We start from the raw sequence: 16,296 nt of genomic DNA, 5'->3' as shown, positions 1-16,296 counted from the left end.
CCTTCAGATCGACTGCTGAGTTACCAGCCAGTCTCCTGCCTAGTCTGGCAGTACACGAACACCTTGTACAAAGACATTAACTGAATTGGCAGTTACGCCTAATAATGCCTCTAGATTGTATTTCACTTTTTCTTGGACGTTGCGGGAAACTTCAGAGATTTTCGTACCATAGCTGATAATCGTATAAACATCTACAGCAATACCATTATCTTCTTGGCGGACAACTACTCCTCTTGAGTAATTTTCTTTACGCAAAATCTCAGTAATATTATCTTTAATTTGATTTTTGCTGGCCATTCCTACAACACCGAACACATCTGTCGCGGCGCCACCAACAACTGTTGCAATTACATCATTGGTAATTTCAATGGTTCCAGCTGACGTTTGAATTTTTACAGCCATGAATGAGCCTCCTTAACGGGTAAAAAACTCCCATTTTTCTTCTATCATATTTTATCATAGCGCAACTTGAAATAAAAGGCAGTTACCCAAAGTACTCAAAAACCTTGCAAAATTTCAGGTATAACCTTGTTTAATTTACAATTATTCTTCTCAATTGTCAATTGTATCTATGAAAATGTACTTGCAAATTCCCATTCTATATGATATGTTAGTCTGGTATGAGCTGAATTATTCTATTGCTCCAAATCAAGGCAAAGGAGGAAATTACCATGGCAAAAGTTTGTTACTTTACAGGTCGCAAGACAAAAAGTGGAAACAACCGTTCACACGCTATGAACTCAACAAAACGTACTGTTAAACCTAACTTACAAAAAGTTCGCGTTATGGTCGACGGAAAACCTAAAAAAGTTTGGGTGTCAACTCGTGCTTTGAAATCAGGAAAAGTTGAACGCGTTTAATTGAATGATACTTGGACCGTTCAGATAGTGAACGGTTTTTTATTTAATAAAAATTTTTAAGGGTGGGACTTTTGATTCCTACCCTTTTTTTGCGTTTATTTTTGTTATACGAACAAATTATGAAGTTATTTATTCTAAATTTTATTTTTTTGTGAAAACTAGACTCTTTTTAAGCAGAGAAAAACAAGGATATGATAAACTGAATACAACTTCATAGAAATTTGGTGGAAAATAAATATGAAAAAAAATTTAAAGTCATTCTTTAGAGAAAACGGACGCTACGCAGCAGCTAGTTTCCTGATTCCGTTTTTGATTTTAGCACTTGTTTATCTAAGTATCGGGATCTATCCTGGAAGCAGCAGAAGTATTTTGGCAAGTGATGCCTTTTCACAGTTTTCTAATTTTCATGCCAGCTTCCGAAATGTTCTTCTTGGAAAGCAAAGTATTTTTTATACATGGAATGCTTCTCTAGGATTGAATTATTTATCTTTAATTTCTTACTATCTAGGCGGGATCTTCACGCCACTGGTGTTCTTTTTTCCAAACCAGATGATGCCAGATGCACTGTATGTTCTGACTTTGCTTAAGGTCGGCTGTGCCGGATTGGCTTTTTGGTTTCTTGCACGTACGTTCAAGATTCCTCGCTGGGGGCATGTTGCACTTAGCGTCAGTTACGCATTGATCTCATTTATCACTGCACATTCGGAGATCATCATGTGGCTGGATGCATTTGTTTATCTTCCATTAGTGATTTTGGGGATTCATCGTGCTATGGATCTTAAACGGCCGAAACTTTTATTTATCAGTTATTTACTCTTGTTTTTATCCAGTTTTTATATGGGTTTTATGATTGGCGTATTTTCTTTCTTATATTTTATCGCCCGTCTATTGACAAACTGGTCAGAATATAAAAAAACGATTGTTCCTTATGGTATCACTTCTTTACTGGCAGGCGGCGCTTCAATGATCATTGTATTGCCAGCAGTGCTGGATCTTCGGTCAAATGGCGAGGCACTGAGTCAGATCACTACGTTGAAAACAGAAGCGACTTCTTATCTGGATCTGATCATGAAAAATATGATTGGTGTTTATGACACGACAAAATACGGATCGATTCCGTTCGTTTACGCAGGTCTGCTACCATTAGTCCTCTGTCTGTTTTATTTTGCCAGTCGGAAAGTACCGTTGAAAAATAAATTTTTGTACGGCAGTCTTTTCGCCATACTTATCGCAAGTTTTTATCTTGTTCCATTAAATTTGTTCTGGCATGGTATGCATGCACCGAATATGTTTTTATTCCGTTATGCCTATCTGTTCTCTTTCTTAGTGCTCCTGCTTGCAGGAAAAGGATGGGAAAAGATAGAACAAGACGATCGTGGGCTGTTGTTAGGAATCATTTTGGTCGTAGCTGCTCTCTTTGCGGTGGCATGGGGCATAAAACCTGAAGGAAGCTATACCTATGTGACGATGACTTCCTTTGTATTGACAGTGGTTTTCTTAGGGATTTATGCTTTTGCTGTGGGATTTTATCAGCATAAAAAACTTTCATTCAATCATCTGAGTATATTGTTATTATTGATCATGTCTGCTGAAGCACTGGTCAATACAAACAGTATGATCCATGGCATTCTTGATGATTGGAATTATGCTTCCCGCAGTTTATATACTGATCCTTATCCTGACTTGAAAGCTCTTGTAAATGAAACAAAAAAAGATTCCGACTCGTTTTACCGCTTGGAAAATCTGGATCCAGTGTCTGCAAACGATTCGATCAACTATGGTTACAGTGGTATCAGTTTGTTTTCTTCTATAAGAAATCGTAATTCTTCCTCTTACCTGGATAAATTAGGTTTCCGTTCAAGAGGGACAAATTTGAATATCCGTTATAACAATAATACTTTGCTGATGGATGGGTTTACAGGAATCAAATATAACATTTCTAAAAACGAAAGCACGTTCAGTAAATATGGCTTCCGCCAAGATGGTAAAAGCGGCGACTATACACTGTATCAGAATGTCAATGCATTGCCACTAGCATTTACTGCACCGTTGTCCGTTAATGATGTTGAGCAGCCAGTGACAGATAATTTGACCAGTCAGACAAACTTGATCAATACATTGTCTGGTCTAAATGAACAGTATTTTACATTCTATACACCTACTTTGAAGAATCAGTTGAATACGACGATCACAAAGACAACGACTGGCGTCACTTACTCAGAAACAGCAGATAACCAGCCAAAAGAGCTCACTTGGGAAGTCCATGTGCCTGCAAATACACAAGCTTACTTAAGTTTGTTCCCAACCAATTTTGCACAATTAGAAAGTTCTAGTGCGACGATCACTGTCAATGGTACATCGCGAAAAACGCAAATCAACATTTCTGGTCAATACTATGATCTTGGCTATTATCCTCAAGAGACAACAGTGACATTTACTGCAAGTTTTTATGGAACGAAAGAAGTAAGTTTCATGGAGCCTAAAGTCGTTGGTCTAGATGTTGTAGCCTATCAAGCCGCAATGAATCAGATCAAAGAAAAAGGTGTCGAAATGGAAGCCACTGGCAGAAAAGCTTCTGGGACTGTAAATACCGCAGAAGATTCCATGTTGGTGACAACTATTCCTTATGACAAAGGATGGAAAGCTAAAATTGATGGGAAACCAGTCAAGGTCAGCAATTTCAAAGACGCATTCTTGATGATAAAAGTTCCAGCAGGTAAACACACTGTCACTTTCAGTTACTTGCCTGAAGGATTTATGATAGGTGCAATCCTTTTTGTCCTATGTATTGCATTGTTTATTCTTTATGTCTGGTACCTTGACCGCAATCGCCCCTTTTATGGCACGATTGATCCAGCAATAGAAGAAAAACCGCGAAATACACACAGAAGAAGACGAAGAAAATAAAGAAACGATGGAACCTGTTCAGACTGTCCGCACCAAGGGCAATCAAAACAACGTTCCATCGTTTTTTGGTTACAGAAAAAATAGGTAACAAAAAGATGATTCACTTATCAACGCCTCGTCCACAAGTCACGATATTCATCAAAGATGAGAAGCTGTTTTTTGAAATTGCTCCTTGTGACTCAGAGTTAAATGACAGGCTCACGACCTCTTTCTTAAACGGTGTTCAATCAGCTGACCTTCGGTATTAGCTCAACAAACGGCAAAATATGAGGAGCTATTTTCCCGTTTGTTTCTCTAATACTCAGGTCAAAACGCTGATTTCACGACCTCTTCCTTAAACGGTGTTCAAAAGCTTGCATCTGCGGTAATACGCCCAATCAAACGAAAAATATGAGAAGCTATTTTTGTTTGGCTGGGTTTATTGCTTGATGCAGGGCAGCTTTTTCACAACCTCTTATTCACGGTGTTCCAGAAGTAGCTCCTTCGAAAATAAGCCGAAATTTTGCAAAATTTTGAGAAGTAATTTTCGTAAATTCCTTCTTATTTCTTGAAACTGACCACTTCTATCATAACCTCTTATTCATATTTCACTTCATACAAATAAAGTCCTTCAGGGTGTGCTGTAGGTCCTGCTGCATTACGATCTTTTTTCGCAATAATATCTGGGATACTATCTTCAGGCAATCGGCCATTGCCAATTTTCAAAAGCGTTCCTACTAAGATCCGTATCATCTTATACAAGAAGCCATTTCCCCTAAATGTAAACAACAATTCGTCTTTTGTTTCATTTACCTCCATCTTAGCCTCGTAGATCGTACGTACTTTATCCTCTATCGAGCTTCCTGATGCACAAAAAGAGGTGAAATCGTGAGTCCCTAATAAATCAGGAAGTGCCCGCTGAATTTTTTCCAAATCAAGAGGGTAAGGAAAATAACTTGCATAATGGCGTCGAAAAGGACTGCGTGGTTTCCCTATATCCACTCGAAATTGATACGTCTTTTCTTTGACCAAATATCTTGCGTGGAAGTCTTCTGAAACAATTTCTACTTGTCTTACAGCAATATCCTCTGGTGACTGGGTATCTAGCGCGAAACGCATTCGTTCTAACGGACGCTCCTCTGGATAATCAAAATGGATTACTTGCCCGATCGCATGTACTCCGGCATCTGTCCTTCCCGAACCAAAAACCGTGATTTCTTTTCCATTTGCCATTTTTTGTAATGTTTTTTCTACTTCTTCTTGAACAGTACGCCCATTTGGCTGTTTTTGGAATCCATTAAAATTTGTTCCGTCGTACGCAATGATTGCTTTGTAACGTACCATGTTTTTCTCTCCTTTGTTCCTAAAAGGTTATCTGGAATAATGATTTTTCTATAAAATTTTTTCGTTCTTTCTTTTCAGATAAAAGAAAGAGGCCTGTGACCTTAGTCTGCCACAGACCCTAATATTTCTTGTCATACACTGCTCGCATCCTTTCTTGCAAACAGATCAGCAAGAAAAGAATAGATAGCGGCCCACTGAACGTTTATCCTCTTAAAAAGATCAGTAGCGCAGTTAATAATACAAAAGCAATGATAACCATCGTGTCTCTATTATGCCAATGCAATACACGATATTTCGTTCTTCCTTCCCCACCTTTGTAGCCTCTTGCTTCCATAGCAGTCGCAAGATCTTCCGCACGGTTGAAGCTGCTGACAAATAAAGGAATCAGCAAAGGAATGACTGCTTTCATTTTCTGAACTAGGTTTCCTTCACCAAAATCAACACCGCGAGCGCGCTGAGCGTTCATGATCTTTTCTGTTTCGTCCATCAATGTAGGCACAAAACGAAGAGCAATCGACAGCATCAATGAAATTTCGTGGACTGGGAACCGTACGGCTTTCAATGGACGAAGCAAGTACTCAATCGCATCCGATAATTCCAAAGGCGGTGTAGTAAGCGTGAGTAGAGTCGACATAAAAATGATCAACACGAATCGACAGAAAATAAAGAGGCCGTTCATCACACCAAATTCAGTGATATGGAAAACACCCCAACTCCAATAAGTTTCTCCGCCACTTGTAAACAAGACCTGCAAAGCTACAGTGAAGAGGATTAGCCAGATCAATGGGCGAATGCCTCGGATAAAAAATTTCAAATCTACTTTTGACAAGAAGACAGAAAGTAATGTGAAAAATGCCAACAAAAGGTACGTTTCCCAATTATTTGCTAAAAAAATGATTCCGATAAAATAAAAACTGGCTAATAATTTAGCTCGGGGATCCAATCGATGGATCAAGGAATCTCCAGGCATATAACGACCAAATATCAATTTATTCATCATGGGCATTTCCTCCAGCATAATGGACGATAGCGTCTGCTAATTCTTCAGCTGTCAAAGGCAAGGTAGCAAAGTTCATCCCTTTAGCCATTAATTCTTCTGCAAACTCGGTGGCAGTAGGTACGCCTAGTTGTTTTTCTTTTAGCCATTCAATGTTTTGAAAGACCTCTTGCGGCTCCCCGCTATTAACGATTCGTCCCTTTTCCAGCACATAGACATAATCTGCAAAATTGGCTACATCATCCATTAAATGCGTAACTAATACAATAGTGATCTGTTGTTCCTTATGAAGACGCCAAAACATCTCCATCATTTCTTTTCTACCCTGGGGATCAAGTCCTGCCGTTGGTTCATCCAATACAAGTACTTCCGGCCTCATGGCAAGCACACCAGCGATTGCTACTCTACGCATTTGCCCTCCTGAAAGTTCAAATGGCGAACGTTCCAAATAGCTTTCATCCAGCCCAACTTGTTCTAATGTTTCTTTTGCTAGGACTAGTGCTTCTTCTTCGCTGACACCAAAGTTTTTAGGACCGAAAGCAATGTCTTTTGCTACCGTTTCTTCGAATAGCTGTGCTTCTGGAAACTGAAAGACGATACCAACTTTTTTTCGGATGGGCTTTAAATTCTTATTATCCGTATCCGGCTGAATATCTCGTTCTCCAATATGGACTGTACCGCTTGTTGGCTTAACAAGCGCATTCAAATGCTGAAGTAAGGTTGATTTCCCGCTTCCGGTATGCCCTACTAATGCAGTATAACTGTTTTCTTTGATCGTCATATTGATGTCAAATAAGGCTCTTTGTTCAAATGGTGTATTCGGCTGATAAGTGAAGTCTACTTGTTCAAAACGGATGTCCATAACCAATCCACCATCCTTTCTTCTGTCATATATTCACTTGGCACATCAACCCCACGTTCTTTCAGTGCGCTCTTCAGTTTTTCAGGAAATGGTAGATCCAGACCTAAGTCGATCAGTTCAGGACCAGCAGAAAAAATTTCTTTTGGTGTACCTTCGCGGACAAGTTCTCCTTGTCTCATCACTAGTATCCGATTGGCATTAGCTGCTTCATCAATATCATGAGTGATAGATATAACGGTCAATTGACTTTCTTCTTTGATCTTCTTGATCGTAGAGATCACTTCTTCACGACCTTCTGGATCTAGCATACTGGTTGCTTCATCTAAAATAATGATATCAGGTCGTAAGGCAACCACGCCGGCAATGGCAACACGTTGTTTTTGCCCTCCTGATAAACGAGCAGGCTCGCGTGAAGCAAACTCAGCCATTCTAACTTTCTCAAGTGCATCTTTCACACGCACTAGCATTTCTTCTCTGGGAATCCCTTGATTTTCAAGACCAAAAGCAACGTCATCTTCTACTGTCGAACCAACAAACTGATTGTCTGGATTTTGAAAAACCATTCCAACCATCTGTCGGATCGTCCAAATATTTTCTTCATCCAATATTTGATTTCCCACTTTCACGATCCCTGATTCTGGCAGAAGCAATCCATTGATCGTTTTGGCAAGTGTCGATTTTCCTGAACCATTGTGTCCAATAATAGCGATCCACTCACCTTTATCAATTGTAAAGGAGACATCTTTCAATGCGGGGCGAAGATCATCTGGCTGGTATTTATAATTTATCTTTTCTAATTCAATAATTGGCTCCATGATTACTCCTTCTTCATCCTAAAGTTCCTACTAACACTATCAAAAAAAGACAAAATTTTCAATTATTTCTCGCTTAAAATGTTTTTTTATGCCTTCAAACATATCTGTCATGACAGGTAATTAAAGGTATAAAAAAACACTTTATGATGAGTGCTTACTCCCCAAGCGATATTCGCTTGAGGAGCAGCGCTGAGCTAGACTCGGAAAAATATCTTCCAACATCATAACACTCTAAAAGAATCATCTATAAAGTGATGTTATTAGTGTGATTTTAGACAAGTTCTAAGACAACCATTGGTGCACCATCACCGCGTCTTGGTTCTGTCTTCAAAATGCGTGTGTATCCGCCTTGACGTTCTGCGTAACGAGGTGCAATATCGTTGAACAGTTTTTGTAAAGCTGATTCAATGACGATGTCCTCATTTTCTTCACGCACGCTGGCAACTTCATTACGTACGAAAGCCGCAGCTTGACGACGTGCATGCAAATCTCCGCGTTTACCTAAAGTGATCATTTTTTCTGCAGTTGAGCGAACTTCTTTCGCACGAGCTTCAGTAGTCACAATACGTTCGTTGATTAATAAATCAGTTGTTAAATCACGCAACATCGCTTTACGTTGGCTAGATGTGCGTCCTAGTTTACGATAACTCACGTTGGTTTCCCTCCTTCGTAAAAGGTTTTAATCTTCTTTACGTAAACCTAAACCTAAGTCGTGCAATTTTGCTTTAACTTCTTCTAATGATTTACGTCCTAAGTTACGGACTTTGATCATTTCAGGCTCAGATTTATTTGTAAGTTCTTGTACAGTATTGATTCCTGCACGTTTCAAACAATTGTAAGAGCGAACAGACAAGTCTAACTCTTCGATCGTCATTTCCAACATTTTTTCTTTTTGTGTTTCTTCTTTTTCGACCATGATTTCAGCATTTTTTGCTTCATCAGTTAAGTTCACAAAAATATCCAAATGTTCAGTCATGATTTTCGCAGACAAACTCATTGCTTCCAACGGTTCAATTGAACCATCTGTCCAAATCTCCATCGTCAATTTATCAAAATCTTCACGGTGTCCAACACGTGTGTTCTCAACTTGATAGTTCACACGACGAACAGGTGTGTAGATTGAATCGACTGGAAGAACGCCAATTGGCATATCTTCTTTTTTATTTTCATCTGCTTGAACATAACCACGTCCAGGTTTCACTGTTAAGCGAGCATGGAACGTAGCTCCTTCAGAGACACTACAGATGTACATATCTTTGTTAAGAATTTCTACATCACTATCAACGATAATATCGCCAGCAGTTACTGTAGCAGGTCCGGTAATATCGATTTCAAGGGTTTTTTCTTCTTGGCCATACATTTTCAGCGCTAAGCCTTTAATGTTCAAGATGATTTGAGTGACGTCTTCTCTAACACCTTTGATGGTAGAGAATTCATGCAGTACACCATCGATTTGAATATTAGTGATGGCAGCACCTGGCAAAGAAGATAATAAAATACGACGTAGGGAATTCCCTAAAGTAGTCCCATACCCTCTTTCAAGAGGTTCAACGATGAACTTGCCATAATCTTTTTCTTCATCAATTTTTGCGATTCTTGGTTTTTCGAACTCAATCATTCTTATCTTTACCCCTTTCAAAACGAAAAGTGTCTTGTTCAATGACGTTACTGATAAAACTCAAAATGAGCGGCACTCATTAAACACGACGGCGTTTTGGAGGGCGGGCACCATTATGAGGAACTGGAGTCACGTCACGAATTGCAGTCACTTCTAAACCTGTAGCTTGTAATGAACGAATTGCTGCTTCACGTCCAGAACCAGGTCCTTTAACTGTTACTTCAACAGTCTTTAATCCGTGTTCCATTGCTGCTTTTGTAGCAGTTTCTGCTGCCATTTGAGCGGCAAAAGGAGTTGATTTTTTGCTTCCTTTGAAACCTAATGAACCAGCTGATGACCACGCTAATGCATTTCCGTGAGTATCAGTGATCATGATGATAGTGTTATTGAATGTAGAATGGATATGTGCAATACCTGCTTCTATATTCTTCTTCACACGGCGTTTACGATTCACTTTTTTTGCTGCCATGAAGTTTTAACCTCCTTCACTTAAGAATTATTTTTTCTTGCCAGCGATAGCGCGAGCTGGGCCTTTACGAGTACGTGCATTGTTTTTCGTGTTTTGTCCACGAACAGGCAATCCACGGCGATGACGGATTCCACGGTAAGAACCGATTTCCATCAAACGTTTGATGTTCAAGTTCACTTCACGACGAAGATCCCCTTCAACTTTTAATTTATCTACTTCTGCACGGATAGCATCTGTTTGTTCATTCGTTAATTCACGAACGCGAACATCTTCAGATACACCAGCATCAGCTAAGATCTTTTTAGCAGTAGTGTTACCAATACCATAGATATAAGTAAGTGAAACTACTACACGTTTATCACGAGGAATATCTACTCCTGCAATACGAGCCATATTTATAGCACCTCCAATTATCCTTGACGTTGTTTATGTTTTGGATTTGCTGGGCAAATCACCATAACGCGTCCTTTACGACGAATTACTTTACAATGTTCGCACATTGGTTTTACTGATGGTCTTACTTTCATGATAATACCTCCTGTAGTTTTACGGAGTACAATTATTTAAAGCGATAAGTAATACGGCCACGGTTAAGATCGTATGGAGACAATTCAACCGTTACTTTGTCACCAGGTAAGATACGGATGTAATGCATACGAATTTTACCTGAAACAGTAGCAAGAACTTGGTGTCCGTTTTCTAGTTCAACTTTAAACATTGCATTCGGCAAAGTTTCGACGACTGTACCTTCGACTTCAATCATATCTTCTTTTGCCACGCACAGTACCTCCTTGTACTTGTTTCGCATTTTCACACGATAAAATGGCGGAAACTGCAGTTCCCACCTCAAAATTCTCAAAATGGATCATCTAGAGGATTCTCTAGAAGTCGGACTGACATATTCTATCATAATTTATTGAACTTGACAAGAGTAACTGCATAATGCAAGTCGGCTACGGGCAATCGTGCTATTTTTCAATGATTTTTTGTACATCTGCAAATACAGCATCGATTTCACGAGCACCATCAATAGTGTTTAGCAAACCTTGTTCTTTATAATAAGCCAAGATTGGTTCACTATTTTTGATGTTGATAGCCAGACGATTTTTAACCGTCTCAGGTTTATCATCTTCTCTTTGATAGAATTCATGCCCACCGCAACGATCACATGTGTCTTCAACTTTTGTAGGGTTGAAAATTTTATGGTAAGTTGCTCCACAATTGCTGCAGATAAATCGGCCGGCTAGACGTTCGACCAAGATTTCTTCACCAACATGGATATCGATGACAGCATCAATTTTTTTATTCAAATCTTTTAGCATTGCGTCCAGAGCTTTTGCTTGATCTAGCGTACGTGGAAAGCCATCTAATAAGAAGCCTTTCTCTGTATCTGGTTCAGCTAGTCGCTCTTTCACGATTCCATTTGTTACTTCATCAGGAACTAATGCACCTTTATCCATATAAGACTTTGCTTCCAGGCCAAGAGCTGTTTCGTTTTGCATCGCTGCGCGGAACATATCTCCTGTTGAGATGTGCGGAATACCATAAGCATCAATGATTTTTTCAGCTTGTGTTCCTTTACCTGCGCCTGGCAGCCCCATTAAAATGAGGTTCATTGTTTTCCCTCCTAATAAATGTGTGAGAACGTGTGTTGAGGGGAAACCTCAACACGCTTTCTTACTCAATGAATCCAACATATTTACGTTTCAGCATTAAGCCTTCTAACTGTTTCGCAGTTTCTAAAGCTACACCGATAACGATCAGTAAGCTTGTACCGCCTAATCCGATTGATTGTGGAAGATCCCAAACCATTTGAGCAATGATTGGAAGCAATGCCACTAAACCAAGGAAGACTGCACCAACTGTACTTAAACGCATCAGTAATCTTGAGACATACTCTTCAGTCCCCTTACCAGGGCGTACGCTTGGTATATAACTTCCTTGCTTTTGCAAATTTTCCGCTAATTTCTCAGGGTTTACTTGAACAAAGGCGTAGAAGAAAGTGAAGGCAACGATCAGAATCGTATAAATCGTAGCACCAGGTGCTGTATTATAGTTAAAGATCTCCATCATCACTTTGTACCAGTTTTCAGAACCGAATCTACCGCTCAATGCTTGTAAAACAGCATTTGGCGTAGCAATAAACGAACTAGCAAAGATAACTGGAATAACTCCAGCTGCATTTACTTTCAACGGCAGATAGCTGCTTGTAGGCGCGCCAGCTACGCGTTTCGTATATTGGATCGGGATCTTGCGTTCAGCTTGTTGGAAAAATGTTACGAATGTCACGATCAACAAGACCGCTACTAGTAAAATGGCCACAAAAATAGCAGATTTCCATATGTCTGAAGGATCAATATTTATAAAGTAATCTTCATAAATTTCTCTGATACTTTCAGGCAATCTAGAAATGATACCTGCAAAAATGATCATTGATACGCCATTTCCGATACCTTTTTCTGTGATCTGTTCTCCTAGCCAAGTAACAAACATCGTACCGGCTGTTAGAATCAAACCGATCGTTACGTAAGTTGCTACGTTAGGATTATTCACGAAACCTAATTGAGCGTATTGATTGAATCCAGCAGTGATACCGACAGATTGGATAAATGCCAATACTAATGTCAGATATCGAGTCGCTTGATTCAGTTTTTTACGACCAACTTCCCCTTGTTTCGACCATTCAACAAATCGAGGCACGATGTCCATTTGAAGAAGCTGAATGACGATAGAAGCAGTAATGTATGGTGAAACCCCCATTGAGAAAATGGAAAAGTTTTGCATCGCACTACCACTTACCAAGTTCAACATGTTGAAAAATGGCAAAGAAGAAAGGTTTTGCAATGAAGCAGCATTTACGCCTGGTACAGTAATATGTGCACCTAGGCGAAATACAAACAACACAAATACAGTAAATAGGATTTTCGATCTAATGTCTTTTACTTTAAAAGCATCTTTTAATAGTCTAAACATTAGATCACCTCGATTGATCCACCAGCCGCTTCAATTGCTTCTTGAGCTGCTTTAGAGAATTTTGCTGCTTTCACAGTTAATTTCTTGTTTAGTTCCCCATTAGCTAATACTTTGATTCCAGCTTTTTCGTTTTTCACGATTCCAGCTTCAACTAAAGCAACAGGAGTTACTTCAGCTCCGTCTTCAAAGCGGTTCAATACATCAAGATTAATGACTGCATAGTCTTTACGGTTCACGTTTGTGAATCCTCGTTTTGGTAAACGACGGAACAATGGTGTTTGTCCCCCTTCAAATCCTAAACGCACACCGCCGCCTGAACGAGCTTTTTGTCCTTTTTGTCCGCGTCCGGCAGTTTTTCCGTTACCAGATGAAGTACCACGACCAACACGGTTACGTACTTGGCGTGAACCTTCAGCAGGTTTTAATTCATGAAGTTTCATAGGTTTGGCACCTCCTTAATGTTCTAGTTATGATTTTTCTAAATTAAATTTCTTCAACGTCCACTAGGTGAGAAACAGTATTGATCATGCCTTTAATTGCTTCATTAGAAGGCTTAACCACTGAACTGTTAATCTTTGTAAGACCTAACGCTTTAACTGTATCGCGTTGGTTTTGAGGACGTCCGATAATACTGCGTTTTAAAGTAACTTTTAATTCAGCCATTATTGTTGTCCTCCTTATCCGATTAATTCTTCAACTGATTTGCCGCGAAGTTCTGCAACTTCTTCTGCACGTTTCAATTGTTTCAAACCTTCAACTGTTGCGCGAACAACGTTGATTGGTGTATTTGAGCCTAAAGATTTAGAAGTGATATCTGCTACCCCAGCTAATTCTAATACGGCACGAACTGGTCCACCAGCAGCAACCCCAGAACCTTCTACAGCAGGTTTCATTAGGATTCTACCACCACTAAAAGCACCGATTACTTCGTGTGGGATTGTTGAACCAACCATAGGTACTTCAACTAAGTTTTTCTTCGCATCTTCAATTGCTTTACGGATTGCTTCAGGAACTTCTTGAGCTTTACCTGTACCAAATCCTACGTGTCCGTTTTTGTCACCGACAACAACTAAAGCAGCAAAACGTAGACGACGTCCACCTTTAACAACTTTTGTTACACGGTTAATTGCAACAACGCGGTCTTCTAATTCCAAATGTTTTGGATCGATATAAACCATGAATGGTATTCCTCCTTCTTCTAAAATTCTAGTCCATTTTCGCGAGCAGCTTCAGCTAAAGCTTGCACACGGCCATGGTAAAGGTATCCACCACGGTCAAAGACTACTACTTTAATGCCTTTTTCAGCTGCACGTTCAGCAACTAGTTTACCGACAGCTTGTGCTGCTTCTGTTTTTGTTCCACCTGAAATTTCTTTATCCAAGGTAGAGGCACTTGCTAGCGTTACACCCGCTACGTCATCAATAATTTGAGCGTAGATGTTTTTGTTAGAACGAAAAACGTTCAAGCGTGGGCGCTCAGCAGTACCAGAGATATTGTTACGTACACGACGATGTCTCTTTTGACGTGTTTTGTTCTTATCTGGTTTTGTAATCACAATTGTCACCTCTTTATTTTATTGTACTACTATTTCAAGCAGTAAATACGTTTCGAAAAATAGAAGCTGCGGCACAAGTAAAAATGTATTTTTTTGAAGGTAAACTTCAGCCAAATGCCTTTTTCCTGCTGCTGGCTTCTATGCAATTTTTCTAAACGATTATTTACCAGTTTTACCTTCTTTACGGCGTACATATTCGCCAACATAACGAATACCTTTACCTTTATAAGGTTCTGGAGGACGAGTTCCACGAATGTTTGCAGCTAATTCGCCAACTTCTTCTTTGTTCGCACCTTTAACAATTACTTGTGTGTTAGCTGGTACTTCAACAGTTACTCCAGCTGGTGGTGTGATTTCTACTGGATGTGAGTAACCAACGTTCAATACAAGTTTTGATCCTTGTAATTGTGCACGGTACCCAACCCCGATTAGTTCTAACGCTTTTTGGAAACCTTCGCTGACACCTACAACCATGTTGTTGAAGTTCGCACGAGTTGTTCCATGAATTGTTTTCATTTCTTTACTGTCGTTTGGACGAGTGAAAGTTACTTCGTTTCCTTCGATATTCATTTTGATATCTGCTGAAAAAGTACGAGTCAATTCACCTTTTGGTCCTTTAACTGTAACGTTGTTTCCGTCTTGAGTAACTGTTACTCCTTCAGGGATAACAACGACTTTATTTCCGATACGGCTCACTTAAAGACACCTCCTTGTAGATTCTACTTGATTACCATACGTAAGCGATAACTTCGCCGCCGATATTTTTTTCACGAGCTTCTTTATCAGTGACAACACCTTCAGAAGTCGAAATGATTGCGATACCTAAACCGTTCAATACTTTTGGTACTTCGTCAGCTTTGACATAAGCACGCAAACCTGGTTTAGAGATACGTTTTAAGTTTGTGATAACACGTTCGCCGTTTTTACCAAATTTTAGGAAAACACGGATCACGCCTTGTTTGTCATCTTCGATGTATTCAACATCACGAACGAAACCTTCACGTTTCAAGATTTCAGCGATGTCACGTTTAATTTTTGATGCAGGTACTTCTAAAGACTCATGTTTAACCATGTTTGCGTTACGGATACGAGTTAGAAAATCTGCAATTGGATCTGTCATGACCATTGATCTTTTACCTCCTTCTTATGCGAATTTACTTTTTACCAGCTAGCTTTCTTCACGCCGGGAATTTGACCTTTATAGGCAAGTTCGCGGAAGCAAATACGGCAAAGATGGAACTTACGATAAACTGAATGTGGACGTCCGCAACGTTCGCAACGAGTATAAGCTTGTGTTGAAAATTTTGCAGGACGTTTGTTTTTAGCAATCATTGATTTTTTAGCCACGTAGTTCGCCTCCTTTAATTATTTTTGGAATGGCATGCCTAATTGTGTCAACAACTCACGAGATTCTTCATCAGAGTTTGCTGTTGTTACAATAACGATGTCCATACCACGTACTTTATCTACTAAATCATAATCTACTTCTGGGAAGATCAATTGTTCTTTAATACCTAAAGTATAGTTTCCACGACCGTCAAAGGCTTTTTTACTTACACCATGGAAGTCACGTACACGTGGTAGTGAAACAGAAACCAATTTGTCTAAGAATTCGTACATTCTTTCTCCGCGCAATGTAACTTTTGCACCAATTGGCATTCCTTCACGTAAACGGAATCCAGCGATTGATTTTTTAGCTTTTGTAATCATTGGTTTTTGACCAGTGATCAAAGTTAATTCTTCAACTGCTTTATCTAAGTTTTTAGCGTTTGATACCGCATCACCAACACCCATGTTGATGACGATTTTTTCAACTTTAGGTGTTTGCATAACAGAGCTATAGTTAAATTTTTCCATCAATGATGGAGTTACTTCTTTAAGATATTTTTCTTTTAGGCGGTTCATTCAGTAAGACCC

Annotated in this window: 23 protein-coding genes; 2 read left to right on the top strand and 21 right to left on the bottom strand. The window is 39.4% G+C overall.

Translation table 11 applies throughout. The features are described 5' to 3' along the window. Positions 1-39: 39 nt before the first annotated feature. Positions 40-402, bottom strand: a complete 363-nt coding sequence (locus OZ002_RS00495; protein ID WP_002294298.1) for an Asp23/Gls24 family envelope stress response protein — start codon at positions 400-402, stop codon at positions 40-42. Positions 403-671: 269 nt separating this feature from the next. Here OZ002_RS00495 and rpmB point away from each other — a divergent pair, with 269 nt between their 5' ends. Beyond that, the gene (gene rpmB / locus OZ002_RS00490) at positions 672-860 is read left to right on the top strand and encodes a 50S ribosomal protein L28 (protein WP_002290463.1); all 189 of its coding nucleotides are present in this window, start codon (positions 672-674) and stop codon (positions 858-860) included. A 237-nt stretch (positions 861-1,097) separates the two neighbouring features. Next, on the top strand, positions 1,098-3,767 hold the full coding sequence (locus tag OZ002_RS00485; protein WP_156249201.1) for a YfhO family protein: 2,670 nt from the start codon (positions 1,098-1,100) through the stop codon (positions 3,765-3,767). A gap of 576 nt (positions 3,768-4,343) precedes the next feature. Here OZ002_RS00485 and truA read toward each other — a convergent pair. From truA to rplE, 20 genes are all read right to left on the bottom strand, one after another. Further along, positions 4,344-5,090: a tRNA pseudouridine(38-40) synthase TruA gene (truA, locus tag OZ002_RS00480; protein ID WP_002298563.1), complete on the bottom strand. Its 747-nt coding sequence runs from the start codon at positions 5,088-5,090 to the stop codon at positions 4,344-4,346. A 202-nt stretch (positions 5,091-5,292) separates the two neighbouring features. After that, positions 5,293-6,090 (bottom strand): energy-coupling factor transporter transmembrane component T family protein, encoded by a 798-nt coding sequence (locus OZ002_RS00475; RefSeq protein WP_325082725.1) that lies wholly within the window; start codon positions 6,088-6,090, stop codon positions 5,293-5,295. After that, positions 6,080-6,949: an energy-coupling factor ABC transporter ATP-binding protein gene (locus OZ002_RS00470; RefSeq protein ID WP_002288722.1), complete on the bottom strand. Its 870-nt coding sequence runs from the start codon at positions 6,947-6,949 to the stop codon at positions 6,080-6,082. The genes OZ002_RS00475 and OZ002_RS00470 overlap by 11 nt, the downstream gene beginning before the upstream one ends. After that, positions 6,925-7,764, bottom strand: coding sequence for an energy-coupling factor ABC transporter ATP-binding protein (locus tag OZ002_RS00465; RefSeq protein WP_002288720.1), 840 nt, complete (start codon positions 7,762-7,764; stop codon positions 6,925-6,927). The genes OZ002_RS00470 and OZ002_RS00465 overlap by 25 nt, the downstream gene beginning before the upstream one ends. A 271-nt stretch (positions 7,765-8,035) precedes the next feature. Next, positions 8,036-8,416: a 50S ribosomal protein L17 gene (rplQ, locus tag OZ002_RS00460; protein ID WP_002288716.1), complete on the bottom strand. Its 381-nt coding sequence runs from the start codon at positions 8,414-8,416 to the stop codon at positions 8,036-8,038. A gap of 27 nt (positions 8,417-8,443) precedes the next feature. Further along, positions 8,444-9,382, bottom strand: coding sequence for a DNA-directed RNA polymerase subunit alpha (locus tag OZ002_RS00455; protein WP_002288715.1), 939 nt, complete (start codon positions 9,380-9,382; stop codon positions 8,444-8,446). A gap of 79 nt (positions 9,383-9,461) precedes the next feature. Beyond that, positions 9,462-9,851, bottom strand: coding sequence for a 30S ribosomal protein S11 (gene rpsK, locus OZ002_RS00450; RefSeq protein WP_002288714.1), 390 nt, complete (start codon positions 9,849-9,851; stop codon positions 9,462-9,464). Positions 9,852-9,878: 27 nt separating this feature from the next. Further along, positions 9,879-10,244 carry a 30S ribosomal protein S13 gene (gene rpsM, locus OZ002_RS00445; RefSeq protein WP_002288713.1) on the bottom strand — a complete coding sequence of 122 codons (366 nt, stop codon included), beginning with the start codon at positions 10,242-10,244 and terminating at the stop codon, positions 9,879-9,881. A gap of 17 nt (positions 10,245-10,261) precedes the next feature. Then, positions 10,262-10,378 carry a 50S ribosomal protein L36 gene (gene rpmJ, locus OZ002_RS00440; protein WP_002288710.1) on the bottom strand — a complete coding sequence of 39 codons (117 nt, stop codon included), beginning with the start codon at positions 10,376-10,378 and terminating at the stop codon, positions 10,262-10,264. A gap of 32 nt (positions 10,379-10,410) precedes the next feature. Beyond that, positions 10,411-10,629 (bottom strand): translation initiation factor IF-1, encoded by a 219-nt coding sequence (infA, locus tag OZ002_RS00435; protein ID WP_002288695.1) that lies wholly within the window; start codon positions 10,627-10,629, stop codon positions 10,411-10,413. Positions 10,630-10,819: 190 nt separating this feature from the next. Then, positions 10,820-11,467 (bottom strand): adenylate kinase, encoded by a 648-nt coding sequence (locus tag OZ002_RS00430; protein WP_002288690.1) that lies wholly within the window; start codon positions 11,465-11,467, stop codon positions 10,820-10,822. Between the two features lie 61 nt (positions 11,468-11,528). Then, positions 11,529-12,824: a preprotein translocase subunit SecY gene (secY, locus tag OZ002_RS00425; RefSeq protein ID WP_002288688.1), complete on the bottom strand. Its 1,296-nt coding sequence runs from the start codon at positions 12,822-12,824 to the stop codon at positions 11,529-11,531. Next, on the bottom strand, positions 12,824-13,264 hold the full coding sequence (gene rplO, locus OZ002_RS00420; protein WP_002288687.1) for a 50S ribosomal protein L15: 441 nt from the start codon (positions 13,262-13,264) through the stop codon (positions 12,824-12,826). Before rplO ends, secY begins: the two co-directional genes overlap by 1 nt. Before the next feature lie 43 nt (positions 13,265-13,307). Beyond that, positions 13,308-13,487, bottom strand: coding sequence for a 50S ribosomal protein L30 (gene rpmD, locus OZ002_RS00415; protein WP_002288686.1), 180 nt, complete (start codon positions 13,485-13,487; stop codon positions 13,308-13,310). A gap of 14 nt (positions 13,488-13,501) precedes the next feature. Continuing rightward, entirely contained in the window at positions 13,502-14,002 is a 501-nt protein-coding gene (gene rpsE / locus OZ002_RS00410) for a 30S ribosomal protein S5 (protein ID WP_002288681.1), read from the bottom strand. A 20-nt stretch (positions 14,003-14,022) separates the two neighbouring features. Then, complete coding sequence (rplR, locus tag OZ002_RS00405) at positions 14,023-14,379, bottom strand: 50S ribosomal protein L18 (protein WP_002288679.1); 357 nt, start codon at positions 14,377-14,379, stop codon at positions 14,023-14,025. Between the two features lie 159 nt (positions 14,380-14,538). After that, positions 14,539-15,075, bottom strand: coding sequence for a 50S ribosomal protein L6 (gene rplF / locus OZ002_RS00400; protein ID WP_002288677.1), 537 nt, complete (start codon positions 15,073-15,075; stop codon positions 14,539-14,541). Between the two features lie 31 nt (positions 15,076-15,106). Beyond that, positions 15,107-15,505: a 30S ribosomal protein S8 gene (gene rpsH / locus OZ002_RS00395; protein WP_002288675.1), complete on the bottom strand. Its 399-nt coding sequence runs from the start codon at positions 15,503-15,505 to the stop codon at positions 15,107-15,109. Between the two features lie 35 nt (positions 15,506-15,540). Continuing rightward, complete coding sequence (locus OZ002_RS00390) at positions 15,541-15,726, bottom strand: type Z 30S ribosomal protein S14 (RefSeq protein WP_002288673.1); 186 nt, start codon at positions 15,724-15,726, stop codon at positions 15,541-15,543. 18 nt (positions 15,727-15,744) lie between these two features. Next, a complete protein-coding gene (gene rplE, locus OZ002_RS00385; protein ID WP_002288671.1) occupies positions 15,745-16,284 on the bottom strand; it encodes a 50S ribosomal protein L5 in 540 nt (179 codons plus the stop codon). Positions 16,285-16,296: the final 12 nt, after the last annotated feature.

The sequence above is a fragment of the Enterococcus sp. E4-150 genome (genome assembly GCF_035726465.1).
GTDB classification, from domain to species: Bacteria; Bacillota; Bacilli; order Lactobacillales; family Enterococcaceae; genus Enterococcus_B; species Enterococcus_B faecium.
The sequence above is the reverse complement of the archived record's forward strand: the minus strand, read 5'-3'. Positions and strand labels throughout refer to the sequence as shown.

What these genes read in the sequence shown, in the direction of transcription:
- OZ002_RS00475 (WP_325082725.1), bottom strand. Translation starts at nt 6,090, where the DNA reads ATGATGAATAAATTGATATTTGGTCGTTATATGCCTGGAGATTCCTTG.
- rpmJ (WP_002288710.1), bottom strand. Translation starts at nt 10,378, where the DNA reads ATGAAAGTAAGACCATCAGTAAAACCAATGTGCGAACATTGTAAAGTA.
- truA (WP_002298563.1), bottom strand. Translation starts at nt 5,090, where the DNA reads ATGGTACGTTACAAAGCAATCATTGCGTACGACGGAACAAATTTTAAT.
- OZ002_RS00485 (WP_156249201.1), top strand. Translation starts at nt 1,098, where the DNA reads ATGAAAAAAAATTTAAAGTCATTCTTTAGAGAAAACGGACGCTACGCA.
- rpmD (WP_002288686.1), bottom strand. Translation starts at nt 13,487, where the DNA reads ATGGCTGAATTAAAAGTTACTTTAAAACGCAGTATTATCGGACGTCCT.
- OZ002_RS00470 (WP_002288722.1), bottom strand. Translation starts at nt 6,949, where the DNA reads ATGGACATCCGTTTTGAACAAGTAGACTTCACTTATCAGCCGAATACA.
- OZ002_RS00465 (WP_002288720.1), bottom strand. Translation starts at nt 7,764, where the DNA reads ATGGAGCCAATTATTGAATTAGAAAAGATAAATTATAAATACCAGCCA.
- OZ002_RS00455 (WP_002288715.1), bottom strand. Translation starts at nt 9,382, where the DNA reads ATGATTGAGTTCGAAAAACCAAGAATCGCAAAAATTGATGAAGAAAAA.
- rpsK (WP_002288714.1), bottom strand. Translation starts at nt 9,851, where the DNA reads ATGGCAGCAAAAAAAGTGAATCGTAAACGCCGTGTGAAGAAGAATATA.
- rplO (WP_002288687.1), bottom strand. Translation starts at nt 13,264, where the DNA reads ATGAAACTTCATGAATTAAAACCTGCTGAAGGTTCACGCCAAGTACGT.
- secY (WP_002288688.1), bottom strand. Translation starts at nt 12,824, where the DNA reads ATGTTTAGACTATTAAAAGATGCTTTTAAAGTAAAAGACATTAGATCG.
- rpsH (WP_002288675.1), bottom strand. Translation starts at nt 15,505, where the DNA reads ATGGTCATGACAGATCCAATTGCAGATTTTCTAACTCGTATCCGTAAC.
- rpsM (WP_002288713.1), bottom strand. Translation starts at nt 10,244, where the DNA reads ATGGCTCGTATTGCAGGAGTAGATATTCCTCGTGATAAACGTGTAGTA.
- rpsE (WP_002288681.1), bottom strand. Translation starts at nt 14,002, where the DNA reads ATGGTTTATATCGATCCAAAACATTTGGAATTAGAAGACCGCGTTGTT.
- OZ002_RS00430 (WP_002288690.1), bottom strand. Translation starts at nt 11,467, where the DNA reads ATGAACCTCATTTTAATGGGGCTGCCAGGCGCAGGTAAAGGAACACAA.
- rpmB (WP_002290463.1), top strand. Translation starts at nt 672, where the DNA reads ATGGCAAAAGTTTGTTACTTTACAGGTCGCAAGACAAAAAGTGGAAAC.
- rplE (WP_002288671.1), bottom strand. Translation starts at nt 16,284, where the DNA reads ATGAACCGCCTAAAAGAAAAATATCTTAAAGAAGTAACTCCATCATTG.
- OZ002_RS00495 (WP_002294298.1), bottom strand. Translation starts at nt 402, where the DNA reads ATGGCTGTAAAAATTCAAACGTCAGCTGGAACCATTGAAATTACCAAT.